At 69.2% G+C, this 12,225-nt stretch carries 12 protein-coding genes; 5 read left to right on the top strand and 7 right to left on the bottom strand.

Annotation, left to right across the window (positions count from 1 at the left end):
- Positions 1-62: 62 nt before the first annotated feature.
- From murJ to ACIBH1_RS41650, 3 genes are read right to left on the bottom strand one after another with little or no spacing between them, the layout of a single operon-like run.
- Positions 63-1,652, bottom strand: coding sequence for a murein biosynthesis integral membrane protein MurJ (murJ, locus tag ACIBH1_RS41660; RefSeq protein WP_397319606.1), 1,590 nt, complete (start codon positions 1,650-1,652; stop codon positions 63-65).
- Complete coding sequence (locus ACIBH1_RS41655; RefSeq protein ID WP_397319605.1) at positions 1,649-3,730, bottom strand: DUF6049 family protein; 2,082 nt, start codon at positions 3,728-3,730, stop codon at positions 1,649-1,651. Before ACIBH1_RS41655 ends, murJ begins: the two co-directional genes overlap by 4 nt.
- A gap of 47 nt (positions 3,731-3,777) precedes the next feature.
- The gene (locus ACIBH1_RS41650) at positions 3,778-4,206 is read right to left on the bottom strand and encodes a hypothetical protein (protein WP_397319746.1); all 429 of its coding nucleotides are present in this window, start codon (positions 4,204-4,206) and stop codon (positions 3,778-3,780) included.
- 159 nt (positions 4,207-4,365) lie between these two features.
- Between ACIBH1_RS41650 and ACIBH1_RS41645 the strand changes: the two genes are divergently transcribed.
- Both ACIBH1_RS41645 and ACIBH1_RS41640 read left to right on the top strand, forming a co-directional pair.
- A complete protein-coding gene (locus ACIBH1_RS41645) occupies positions 4,366-5,775 on the top strand; it encodes a CCA tRNA nucleotidyltransferase (RefSeq protein WP_397319604.1) in 1,410 nt (469 codons plus the stop codon).
- A gap of 11 nt (positions 5,776-5,786) precedes the next feature.
- The gene (locus ACIBH1_RS41640; protein ID WP_397319603.1) at positions 5,787-6,965 is read left to right on the top strand and encodes an adenosylmethionine--8-amino-7-oxononanoate transaminase; all 1,179 of its coding nucleotides are present in this window, start codon (positions 5,787-5,789) and stop codon (positions 6,963-6,965) included.
- Here the strand turns inward: ACIBH1_RS41640 and ACIBH1_RS41635 are convergent.
- Positions 6,910-8,211, bottom strand: a complete 1,302-nt coding sequence (locus ACIBH1_RS41635) for an MFS transporter (RefSeq protein WP_397319602.1) — start codon at positions 8,209-8,211, stop codon at positions 6,910-6,912. The two genes, ACIBH1_RS41640 and ACIBH1_RS41635, sit on opposite strands and share 56 nt — an antisense overlap.
- A gap of 85 nt (positions 8,212-8,296) precedes the next feature.
- On the opposite strand from ACIBH1_RS41635, the gene idi reads away from it, so the two are divergent.
- Positions 8,297-8,881, top strand: a complete 585-nt coding sequence (gene idi / locus ACIBH1_RS41630) for an isopentenyl-diphosphate Delta-isomerase (protein ID WP_397319601.1) — start codon at positions 8,297-8,299, stop codon at positions 8,879-8,881.
- Here the strand turns inward: idi and ACIBH1_RS41625 are convergent.
- Positions 8,829-9,218, bottom strand: a complete 390-nt coding sequence (locus tag ACIBH1_RS41625; protein WP_397319600.1) for a winged helix-turn-helix transcriptional regulator — start codon at positions 9,216-9,218, stop codon at positions 8,829-8,831. The genes idi and ACIBH1_RS41625 overlap by 53 nt on opposite strands.
- A 92-nt stretch (positions 9,219-9,310) precedes the next feature.
- On the opposite strand from ACIBH1_RS41625, the gene ACIBH1_RS41620 reads away from it, so the two are divergent.
- Positions 9,311-9,907, top strand: a complete 597-nt coding sequence (locus tag ACIBH1_RS41620) for an NAD(P)-dependent oxidoreductase (protein ID WP_397319599.1) — start codon at positions 9,311-9,313, stop codon at positions 9,905-9,907.
- A 69-nt stretch (positions 9,908-9,976) separates the two neighbouring features.
- Here the strand turns inward: ACIBH1_RS41620 and ACIBH1_RS41615 are convergent, their stop codons facing one another.
- Both ACIBH1_RS41615 and ACIBH1_RS41610 read right to left on the bottom strand, forming a co-directional pair.
- Positions 9,977-11,056 carry an inositol-3-phosphate synthase gene (locus ACIBH1_RS41615; RefSeq protein WP_397319598.1) on the bottom strand — a complete coding sequence of 360 codons (1,080 nt, stop codon included), beginning with the start codon at positions 11,054-11,056 and terminating at the stop codon, positions 9,977-9,979.
- Positions 11,057-11,069: 13 nt separating this feature from the next.
- Positions 11,070-11,627, bottom strand: a complete 558-nt coding sequence (locus ACIBH1_RS41610; protein WP_181610604.1) for a PadR family transcriptional regulator — start codon at positions 11,625-11,627, stop codon at positions 11,070-11,072.
- 134 nt (positions 11,628-11,761) lie between these two features.
- Here ACIBH1_RS41610 and ACIBH1_RS41605 point away from each other — a divergent pair, with 134 nt between their 5' ends.
- Entirely contained in the window at positions 11,762-12,151 is a 390-nt protein-coding gene (locus ACIBH1_RS41605) for a DUF5318 family protein (protein WP_397319596.1), read from the top strand.
- Positions 12,152-12,225 lie beyond the last annotated feature (74 nt).

Raw genomic sequence — 12,225 nt, 5'->3', positions numbered from 1 at the left:
GCCCACGCTCCTGCTTCCATTCGCCGCGCGTCGGTCACCATGGTAGTGCCGCGCCGCGCTCTTTACCGGCCTACCCGTCCGGCGACCATTCCAACGATCGAGTTGACCTCCGGGATGCGCATCCTGTGCGCGACCGTCAGATACAGCAGGCCTCCCAGGCCTCCGCCGACCGCCAGGATGATCAGCGAGTTGAGGACGGTGAGCGATCCGAACAACTGCTGCGACGCCCACACGGTCGCCAGTCCGAGCACAGCCGTGGGCAACGCCGCGATGTACATCTTGGTCAGCGCGCCGCCGATGGTCCAGCCTCCCAGGCCGCGCACCCTGCGCGAGGCGAGCATCCACGCCACGCCTGCGCCGACCGCGTAGGAGACGGCGTAGGCGAAGGCCAGGCCCATGACGACGTAGGCGGGCGGCACGAGGGCGTTGGCCACCAGCATCAGCCCGGCGAACACCGCGGTGGTGCCGGCGCCGACGTAGACGGGGGTACGCGTGTCGCCGAAGGCGTAGAAGACGCGCAGCAGCAGCTGGAACACCGCGAACGGCACCAGCGCCAGGCCGTAGACCTGCAGCACCTGCCCGATGTAGACGGCGTCGTCGATCGAGGTCTCGCCGCGCGCGTAGAGAGGCACGGTGATCGCCGGGCCGAGCACCATCAGCATGAGCGAGACCGGCACCATGACGGAGGCGATCAGCCGTACGCCCGAGCCGAACTCCGCGCGGACCTCGTCGAACCGCCCTTCGCCGACCGAGCGGCTCATGCGCGGCAGCATCGCGGTGATCACCGAGACGCCGATCACGCCGTAGGGCAGCTGGAAGAGCTGGAACGCCAGGGTGTAGGGCGTGATGCCGTGGCCCGCGACGATGTCGCCGGCGGCGCTGGCGAGGTTGGTGATGAGCACGAACCCGAGCTGCGTGACGACCACGTAGCCGATGGTCCAGACGCCGGCCCTGCCCATCTCGCCGAGGCGGGCGCCGCGCAGGCCGAGCCTGGGCCTGAACGAGAAGCCCGCCCGCTTGAGCGCGACGATCAGCACCAGGGCCTGCGCCACGATGCCGAGGGTGGTGCCGACGCCGAGGATCGCCAGCGCGTTCGTCGAGGTGCCGCGCCCGGCGACCATGTAGACGAGGAAGGCGCCGATGACGACGATGTTGTTGAGCACGGGCGCCCACATCGGGGCGGCGAAGCGGTCGCGGGTGTTGAGGATCGCCCCGGCCACCGCGCCGACGCCGAAGAAGGCCAGCTGCGGCAGGATGAACCTGGCCAGCGTGACCGCCCACTCGTAGTTGTCCTGGCCGGGACGCCAGTCGGTGTACAGGTCGATGAGCAGCGGGGCGGCCCACACGGCCAGCGCGGCGACGATGATGAGCGCCACGGTCGTCAGCGTCAGCAACCGCTGTTCGTAGGCGCGCCCGCCGTCGGCGTCTTCGCGCTGCGCCTTGACCACCATCGGCACCACGACGCTGCTCAGCACGCCGAGCAGCAGCAGGTCGAGGATCGCGTAGGGGATGGCGTAGGCGGCGTTGTAGGCGTCGCCCAGCGTGGCCGTGCCGATCGCGGCGGCGAGCACCATCGTCCGGACGAACCCGGTGACCCGCGACACCAGCGTGCCCGCGGCCATGATCGCGCTCGCGCGCAGGACTCGGCTCATACTCGCTCGGCCTCCCTGGACCGGCCCGCCTTCTCGACGCGTTTCTGGGACCTGCGGCGCAGCACCCGCATGACGACCGCCGCCAGCATGACCACCAGGGCGGCGCCCACGATGACGAGCGCGATGCCGGTGTATCCCGTGGTCCTGATGGTGAGTTTGTACGGCGAGCCGTACGCCAGCCCGTCGCGGGTCTGGAGCTGCACGCTGACCGTGGTGTCGGCGGCGGTCTTGACCTCCATGGGCACCTGGATGGTGCCGCTCTGCCCTGCCCCGATGTTCAGCTCGTCGGGGTAGTCGCCGATGCTCAGCTCGTCGGTCTTGTCGGCGGTCACCACGAGTCTCAGCGCGATGTCGTTGGGCGTGCCGTTGGTGACGCTGATCGGAACCCATCCATTGTTGCCGGCCAGCGCGCGAGGGCGGTCGACGCTCGGGACCAGGACGTCGTCGAGCTTGCCGGCCACGCCCTTGGCGACGGTCTTGCGAGCGGACTCGGCGGCGCGCAGCCGCTTTCGCCAGCCCGCCGAGGTCAGCCGCAGGATCGAGGTCTCGAACCCGGAGAACTTGAGCGAGGTGGTGACCTGCGCGGTCAGCTGGGCGTCGTGGGCGACCTGCTTGACCTGGTCGAGGTAGGCCTTGCCGAGCTCGGTCGAGGCGTTGGCGTCGGTGTAGGTGAGCGGGCCGCGCGGGGGCGAGTTGCGCACCGGCTCGATGGAGTCGAGCGGGGACATCGCCAGCCACGGCAGCGACGAGGCGGCCTTCATCAGCGCGGTCACGTGCGCGGCGTTGGGGTCCCAGCGGCGCGTGGGGGCCACGACCAGCGACTTGGCGGTGGCGGGCGTCTCGGAGGCGATGATGGCGGTCTCGGCGATGAACCGGTGCTTGGCGGCCAGCGTGGAACCCGCGACCGCGGTGTCGGGCTCGAGCGTGTGGCTCAGCACCGGGTCGGGGACGAGCGCGGTGACGCTGCCGCCGACCGTGTCGAGCGTCGCGGCGGCGTCGGGTGTGGTCAGCAGCTGCTGCGAGGCGGGCAGGTTCTCGGGGCTGAGCAGGACCGTGTCGACCTTGGCGATCGACAGCACGTCGAGGGCGTCGGCGTCGAGCAGTCCGGCGGCCGGCCAGTTGGCGGTGGTGCTGATGTCGGAACGCTTCAGCAGCGACGCCGCCGAGGCGGCTCCGGTCTCGATGGCGACCCCGGTCTGCTTGTCGAGGCCGTTGTGGGCCAGGGCGACGAGGTCGGGGTCGGAGTACGGCACGGCGACCACGGGCACGCCGGCCAGCGCCGCGCTCAGGGAGTTGAGCCAGGCGGTGGCCTCCGGCGCGCCCGCCTTGCTCTCGGGGTTGCCCTTCACCAGCACGCTGTAGGTGTCGGCCATCGACTGCACGTCGTCGAGGATGCCCGGCTCGACGAACCAGGTGGCGGTCTTGGGCGCGGTCTGGGCGAGCTTCAGCAGCCGTCCGAGCCTGCCCTTGTCGGTGATCGAGGTGCGCAGCTCGTCGTCGGTGAAGGTCGTCTTGTCGGAGCGGTGTGGTTCGTCGATGATCGGCAGCGCGAACGCGAGCTTGGTCTTGGGCAGTTTGGGTGCGTTGGCCGGGGCGTAGGTCAGGAAGCTGCGCCAGATGTCGATCTCGGTTCCCGACCACGAGTCGAAGGCCTGGATCGACAGGGGGTAGACGCCGAACTGCGAGAGGGTCAGCTGCGCCGGGGTGATCTGGGTCTGCCAGGAGACGGTCGCGCCCGGCTCGACGGGAGCCGACAGCGTCACTGATCCGGCGGTCCAGGCGACGTCACGGGAGACGAGCTGCCCGCTCTGGTAGCTCTCGAGCTCGGCCCGGCCGGTGAAGCGCTGGTTGGAGGTGCGCAGCCTGATCTGCGTGCCCTGCAGCGGTGTCGTGCCCCGGTTGGTGAGCGTGCCGGAGATCGTGATCGGCGTCGTGGGCGAGGTCGGCACGTCGGGCGTGAAGGCCTTGACCCACAGCTTGGTCTCCGCCCTCGCGGCAGCGCCCGGTGGCGCTACGACGACTGTCGTCGTCATCAGCGCGGCGAGGGAGAGGGCGAGCAGCGTGAGCTTTCGTATCACGTGTCTGCCCGGGCAGGTGTACGGCGCACGCCCGCAATGGTACGGGCTCAACGAGGCAGCGCGACCCTGGCTCTTGGCGGGCGCAGGTCCACCGACTTGCCGGGCAGCAGTGACAGGAGGTCGATGGAGCGCAGGGCCAGGGCGGTGAATCGTTCCCCGGTCGCGGTGTAGACGAGGCCGTCGTCGATGGGCACCCTGTCGTCGATCAGGAGTGTCAGCTCATCGGGCAGCAGGAGTGGGCAGACCAGGCCGTCGGCGTAGTCGGTCAGCGCGTTGACCACGAACGCCGGCGCGTGCCGTACTCTGCGTGCGCCCAGGAGTCCACCGACGATTCCTGGCTGCGGCGGTGCGGCGACGGTCGAGACCACCGCGACGGCCTCCCGCCCCATCCGGGTGGAAAGCTCGAACACCGTGACCGCGACGCACCTGTCCGGTGCGGCCAGGACCGACTCGGGCAGTTCGTCCACGCACGTCATAGGCCGCGGAAGGCGTACGATTTCATGGTGGACGAGGTGTGCCAGGAGCCAGCGGTGGATCGCGAGGGCGTCCTTCATATGCGCTCCCTTCTCCACAGACGGTAACCCGGACCCGGTGTGGCTCGGGGGATATGTTCCGGATCTGAAGGACTACCCAGCTTGTCCGACTCGAACCTGACCCAGCTCTTCCGCAGGATCGCCCCCGTGGCCGACGAACTCGGCGAGCTGTTCGCCGACCGTGGCCACCAGCTCGCCCTCGTCGGCGGCTCGGTGCGCGACATCCTGCTGAACCGCATCGGCAACGATCTCGACTTCACCACCGACGCGCACCCAGAACGCGTTCTGGAGATCGTCCGCGACTGGGCCGACTCCGTCTGGACCATCGGGATCGACTTCGGCACGGTAGGCGTGCGCAAGGGCGGCTGGCTGGTGGAGATCACCACCTATCGCAGCGAGTCCTACGACCCCAAGTCGCGCAAGCCCGAGGTCATGTACGGCGACACGCTCGAAGCCGACCTGGAGCGCCGCGACTTCGCCGTCAACGCCATGGCCGTACGCGTGCCCACCCACGAGTTCGTCGACCCCTACGGCGGCGTCTCCGACCTGACCGCCAAGGTCCTGCGCACCCCCGGCACCCCCCAGCAGTCGTTCGACGACGACCCGCTGCGCATGCTCCGCGCCGCCCGCTTCGCCTCCCAGCTCGGCTTCACGGTCGCCGACGAGGTGCAGGAGGCCATGACCGCCATGGCCGAGCGCATCGAGATCGTCTCGGCCGAGCGCATCCGCGACGAGCTCGACAAGCTGATCTGCGGCGCCCACCCGCGCGAGGGCCTCAAGCTCCTGGTCGACACGGGCCTGGCCGCCCATGTCCTGCCCGAGCTGCCCAAGCTGCGGCTGGAGATCGACGAGCACCACCGCCACAAGGACGTCTACGAGCACACCCTGATCGTGCTGGAGCAGGCCATCGCCCAGGAGCAGGCGGGGCCCGACCGCATCCTGCGCTGGGCGGCGCTCATGCACGACGTGGGCAAGCCCAAGACCCGGCGCAACGAGTCGGGCGGCCGCGTGTCCTTCCACCACCACGAGGTCGTCGGCGCCCAGCTGACCCGCAAGCGCATGCAGGAGCTGCGCTTCCCCAAGGAGGTCGTCGCCGACGTCTCCCGCCTGGTGGAGCTGCACCTGCGCTTCCACGGCTACGGCTCGGGGGAGTGGACCGACAGCGCCGTGCGCCGCTACGTGCGCGACGCCGACCACCTGCTCGACCGCCTGCACAAGCTGACCCGCGCCGACTGCACGACCCGCAACAAGCGCAAGGCCGCGGCGTTGTCGAGGACCTACGACCAGCTCGAGGAGCGCATCGCCCGGCTGGCCGACGAGGAGGAGCTGGCCAAGATCCGCCCGGAGCTCGACGGCAACGAGATCCAGCAGATCCTCGGCATCGGCCCGGGCCCGCTGGTCGGCAAGGCCTACAAGTTCCTGCTCGACCTGCGGCTCGACCAGGGCGTGCTCGGCAAGGAGGCGGCCACGGAGGCGCTTCGGCAGTGGGGCAAGGAGAACGGCGCCCCCTAGGCTGACTCGCCATGGACATCCTGGCGCTCGACCGCGAGCACGTCTGGCATCCGTACGCCGCCCCCGGCGCGCCCGTGCACCAGGTGGTCAGGGCCGACGGCGTACGGCTGACGCTCGCCGACGGGCGGGAGCTGATCGACGGCATGTCGTCGTGGTGGGCGGCGATCCACGGCTACAACCACCCGCGGCTCAACCAGGCGCTCAGGAGCCAGCTCGACTCCATGGCGCACGTCATGTTCGGCGGCCTGACCCATGAGCCGGCCGTACGGCTCGCGCGGCGCCTGGCCGAGATGACAGGGCTGGAGAAGGTCTTCCTGGCCGACTCCGGCTCCGTCTCGGTCGAGGTGGCGATCAAGATGGCCATGCAGGCCACCGGCCGGTCACGCCTGATGACCGTGCGCGGCGGCTACCACGGCGACACCTTCGGCGCGATGGCCGTCTGCGACCCGGTGAACGGCATGCACCACCTGTTCAGCGGCGCCCTGCCGCAGCACGTGTTCGCCGGCCTGCCTCCCGCGGAGCACGACGAGGCCTACCTCGACGAGCTCGACCGGCTCGTCACCCCCGACCTGGCCGCGGTCATCGTGGAGCCGATCGTCCAGGGCGCCGGCGGCATGCGCTTCTACCACCCGAGCGTCCTGCGCCGCCTGCGCGAGCTGACGGCCTCCAGGGGCGTCCTGCTGATCGCCGACGAGATCGCCACCGGCTTCGGGCGCACCGGCGAGCTGTTCGGCTGCGACCACGCCGGGATCCGGCCCGACATCATGTGCCTGGGCAAGGCGCTGACCGGCGGCTACATGACGCTGGCGGCGACCCTGTGCACGGCGGAGGTCGCCTCGCGGATCGGGGTGCTCATGCACGGGCCGACCTACATGGGCAACCCGCTGGCCACCGCGGTCGCCACCGCCTCGCTGGACCTGCTGGAGGAGCGCCCGTGGCGCGAGGAGGTCCGCCGGATCGGGGAGATCCTGCGCGAGGGGCTGGCCGAACGCGACAGCCGGGTCATGGGCGCGATCGGCGTGATCGAGATGCCCGAGCCGGTCGACGTCGCCAAGGTCCAGCGGATCGCCATGGAGTGCGGCGTGTGGCTCCGGCCGTTCGGCAGGCTGATCTACACGATGCCGCCGTACGGCATCAGCCGACAGGACCTTTCAGCGGTCGTCGAGGCGATGGTGCGAGCCTCCGCGTGAGCATCCGGTAACCCAGCCCGCCGAACACGTAGCCGAGCACGATGATCGCCAGGGCCACGTAGGACTTGCCGTTGTCGGGCAGGATCGTCGCCGACAGCGCGGCCGCGAGCACGAACGAGCCGTTGAAGAGCATGTCGTAGATCGAGAACGACCGGCCGAGGTAGATGTCGGCGACGTCGCGCTGGACGGCGGTGTCGGCGCAGATCTTCACGCTCTGCCCGGCGACGCCCAGGAAGAATCCGGCCACGGGCAGGCCCCACTCCTGGAAGGGCGTCACGAGCACGGCGGTGGCGATGCCCGCGCTGGCGAGCATCCACGGCACCCAGCGCTCCAGCGTGAAGCGCTCGGTGGCCAGCGGCGTGATGACCACGGCGAGCGCGAAGCCGATGCCCGAGGTGGCCACGACCAAGCTCATGCCCTGCAGCGCCGAGGTGGCGTCGCCGCCGGTGAAGTAGTAGCGGTACAGGATGATGCCGAGCGCCGTGGACATGCCGAACATGAAGCGGTGCAGCGCCATCGCGCCGACGGTGGCCGCGGCCACGCGGTGGTGGAGCAGGTGCTGCACGCCCTCCTTGAGCCCGACGGCCACGCCCCTGAGCGCCTGACGGGTGTCGGGGCGGTCGAGGGAGTCGTCGGGGCCCAGCAGGTCGCGCTGCATGGTCCTGGCGACCAGGGCGCTCAGCGCGAAGATCGCCCCGGAGGTGATCATCATGAGCGAGATGTCGGTGTGGAGGATCTCCCGCATCACGTAGCCCAGCGCGACGCCGCCGAAGGTGATGACCGTGCCCGAGGTCGGCACGACCGCGTTGGCCGCCATCAGCCTGTCGTGGGGCACCACGTGCGGCAGGGCCGCGCTCAGCGCCGCCATGAAGAAGCGGTTGACGCCCAGCACGCACAGGGCGGCGCCGTAGAAGACCGGCTCGGGCAGCCCGGCGACCAGGATGCCCGCGGTCAGCAGCAGGAGCGTGCCGCGCACGAGCGGCGCGACGACCAGGATCTGCCTGCGCGACCATCGGTCGATGAAGACGCCGACGAACGGGCCCAGAATGCTGTACGGCAGGAACAGGACGGCGAAACCGAAGGCGACGTCGAGCGCGCTGGTGTGCTTCTCGGGGTTGAAGAAGGCGAAGCCGAGCACGCTGAACTGGAAGATGCCGTCGGAGAACTGCGAGACCAGGCGGGTGGCGAACAGTCGCCTGAAGTCCCGGCCACGCAGGACCACACGGAGATCGGCGACAAAAGACACGGGACCAGACTACTGTCGCCGGGCGATCCACAGGCTTCGCCGAAGCGGCACGCTCACCGCAAACGATCACGTACGCTTTCGTAGCGTGACGAGCGTGGAACACGTGGTGTTGGTCGACGACCATGGCAACCGGATCGGGACCGCGCCGAAGTCCGTGGTCCACACCGCCGAGACCCCCCTGCATCTGGCCTTCTCGAGTTACGTCTTCGACCAGGACGGCAACGTCCTGCTCTCCCGCCGTGCCCTGCACAAGGTCACCTGGCCGGGCATCTGGACCAACAGCTGCTGCGGCCACCCGCTGCCCGACGAGCCGCTCGGCCAGGCCGTGCTCAGGCGGCTGTCCTTCGAGCTGGGGCTGCCGGTCACGCGCGCCGACCTGATCCTGCCGCGCTTCTCCTACCGGGCGGTCATGGGCAACGGCGTCGTCGAACACGAGCTGTGCCCGGTCTACCGCGTGGTCGTCGACCGCCCGCCGGTCCCCAACCCTGAAGAGGTCGAGGAGGTGCGCTGGATGCCGTGGAAGGAGTTCGTCCACGGCGTGAGCAGCCACCTGCTGGCCATCTCGCCGTGGTGCTACGAGCAGGTGCCGCAGCTCGAGGCGCTGGGCGCCGATCCTTTCAGCTGGCCGGTGGCCGAGGAGCGTGACCTGCCTCCCGCTGCGAGGGGATGACCCGCTCCCGGGCGTCGAGCAGCTCGTCCCAGTGCTCCTCCGCCCAGGCGCACGCCGCCCTGAGCGGCTCCAGCAGGCTGCGGCCGAGCGGGGTGAGCGCGTATTCTCCCGCCTCGCGCTCGACGAACCCGCCGCGCTCCAGGCCGCGCAGCGACTGCGTGAGCACCTTCGGCGTGACCCTGCCGAGCGGCACCCGCAACTCGGAGAAGCGGCGCGGGCCGTCCTCCAGGCAGGTCATCACCAGCGCCGCCCACTTGTCGCCGAAACGGAAGGGCAGCAGCCCCGACGGGCAGATCTCGTCGAACAGGTCAGGAGACAGCGGCCTGCGATCACCCATCATGACCTCCGTCGCGGTATCCAGGAGGTAACCGCCCTCCGGGCTACCTTCCGTGAGCATCGACATCGACTCGGCGGAAGGTATTCCTTGAGATGAGCAGGATCGTGGTTTTCGGCGCCGGAGGCAGGGTCGGCCGCGCGGCCGTGGCCGAGGCGCGGCGGCGCGGGCACGAGGTGACCGAGGCAGGGAACGACGAGGCGACCGACGTCCGCGACCCGCGGCCGGTGGCCGCCGTGGCCGCCGGCCACGACGCGGTGATCAACGCGGCCGCGGTGTACGGCGAGGGCACCGACCCCGCCGCCTTCTTCCCTGCGGCCGCCAGGGCCCTGCTCACCGGGCTGGCGGAGGCAGGGGTGCCGCGCCTGGTCAGCGTGGGACTGGCCGTCGTGAAGCCCGGCCCCGACGGCGTCAGGCTGATGGACTCCCCGGGCTTCCCCGCGGAGTTCCTGCCCTTCTGCCTGGCTCACGCCTCCGGGCTCGACGTGCTGCGCGCCGAGGGCGACGCGCTGGACTGGCTCTACCTCGCTCCGGTCGGCGACTTCGACGCCGAGGGGGAGCGGACCGGGCACTACACCGTCGGCGAGTACGGCGACATGGCCGCGCGCATCTCCCACGCGGACTTCGCCATCGCCCTGGTCGACGAGGCGCTGGCCCCGAAGCACCACCGCGAGCACCTGGCCGTGACGTGAGAGTCGTGACATGAGAGTCGTGACATGAGAAAGGGCCCGGGTTCGTCCCGGGCCCGTTTCATCATGGCGTCAGCGCTCGACCTCGCCGCGGATGAACTTCTCGACGTACTCACGAGCCTGGTCGTCGGAGTACTGCTCCGGCGGCGACTTCATGAAGTAGGAGGAGGCGCTCAGGATCGGACCGCCGATGCCGCGGTCCATGGCGATCTTCGCGGCGCGCACGGCGTCGATGATGATGCCCGCCGAGTTGGGCGAGTCCCAGACCTCGAGCTTGTACTCCAGGTTCAGCGGGGTGTCGCCGAAGGAGCGGCCCTCCAGGCGCACGTAGGCCCACTTGCGGTCGTCGAGCCACGGCACGTGGTCCGACGGGCCGATGTGCACGTCGGCCTTGCCCATCTCGTGCGGGATCTGCGACGTGACCGACTGGGTCTTGGAGATCTTCTTGGACTGGAGGCGGCTGCGCTCCAGCATGTTCATGAAGTCCATGTTGCCGCCGAAGTTGAGCTGGTACGTGCGCAGCAGCTCGACACCGCGGTCCTCGAACAGCTTGGCCATCACGCGGTGCGTGATGGTGGCGCCGACCTGCGACTTGATGTCGTCGCCGACGATCGGCACACCGGCCTCGGTGAACTTCTCGGCCCACTCGGGGTCGGAGGCGATGAAGACCGGCAGGGCGTTGACGAACGCGACCTTCGCGTCGATCGCGCACTGCGCGTAGAAGCGGTCCGCCTCCTCGGAGCCCACCGGCAGGTACGAGACGAGGACGTCGGCCTTCGTTTCACGAAGGATGCGGACGACGTCGACCGGCTCCTCGTCGGACTCCTGGATGATCTCGCGGTAGAACTCGCCGAGACCGTCGAAGGTGTGGCCGCGCTGGACGATGACGCCGCTCGGCGGCACGTCGCAGATCTTGATCGTGTTGTTCTCACTGGCGACGATCGCCTCGGACAGGTCGCGACCGACCTTCTTGGCGTCGACGTCGAAAGCGGCGACGAACTCGACGTCGCCGACGTGATACTCGCCGAACTTCACGTGCATGAGGCCCGGCACACGAGTGGCCGGGTCGGCGTCCTTGTAATAGTGGACGCCCTGCACCAGCGAAGACGCGCAGTTGCCGACACCGACAATGGCTACGCGAACCGAACCCATCGCACTCGCTCCTTTATTCATCAGATGCCTCGTTCGAGGCCCGTCTCTCTGTGGCGATCAGCTCATTCAGCCAACGCACTTCGCGTTCGACCGATTCCAGACCGTGACGCTGCAGCTCCAGCGTGTAGCTGTCGAGACGCTCACGGGTGCGCGCCAACGCGGCACGCACGTTCTCGAGCCGTTCCTCCAACCGGCTGCGCCTTCCCTCGAGGATGCGCAGCCGTACTTCCGCCTCTGTGTGGCGGAAGAAGGCGAAATGCACGCCGAAGCTCTCGTCCTCCCACGCGGCCGGTCCGGCCTGTGTGAGGAGTTCCTGGAGCCGCTCCTTGCCCTCCGCGGTCAGCTTGTAGACGATCTTCGATCGCCCAGTGACGGCCTGGGGGTGCTCTTCCACGATCAGACCCCGCTCCAGAAGGGTCTTGAGGCACGGATAGAGCGAGCCGTAGGAGAAGGCGCGGAACATGCCGAGCAGGGCGTTGAGCCGTTTGCGCAGCTCGTAGCCGTGTAGGGGAGTCTCGTGCAGCGACCCGAGCACGGCGAGTTCCAGGACCCTGCGCTGGTCAGTGGCCAACGGGAACCGCCTCCTCTCGCGTCGATGTATCGGGCCGATACATCTTGAGGATACGTCGAGTCGCTACATCTCGGCAATTAAGGTCTTTGCCAAGAGGTTGGGGGCATTAGGTAAAAAGACGTAATGTGGCGCCCATGTGGTCGCAGAGAAGGGTGGTGGACTATGCGCTCGCCAAGCGGGCCGTGGTCCGCTCGCTGAACTCTGGGCGCGCCTCACGCAGCGAGGTGTGCGACGCACAGCCGTACCTCCTCCGTGCCGCCAAGCACTTCGGACAACCGACGACCCGCCCCTGCCCGGTATGCGAGGTGGAGAACGTCACCGAAGTGACCTATGTCTACGGAGACGCCCTAGGCCGTCATGCCGGTCGGGCAAAGGTGGCAGCGAAGCTGGCCGCGATGGCGCAGGATTACGACGAGTTCCGGGTGTACGTCGTCGAGGTCTGCCAAAGTTGTTCTTGGAATCACCTGACGGTCTCGTTTGTCCTCGGGAACGGACCGCCGGACCAAGACGACCCCCAGCCATGACCTACCGAGGGCGGCGCAGAGACCGCCGGGCACCCCGACGACGATGCGAGGACGCGTGAGTAACAGTAGCCACA

This window comes from Nonomuraea sp. NPDC050663, assembly GCF_044456985.1.
GTDB lineage: Bacteria > Actinomycetota > Actinomycetes > Streptosporangiales > Streptosporangiaceae > Nonomuraea.
This window is presented reverse-complemented; position numbering and strand designations above follow the sequence as displayed.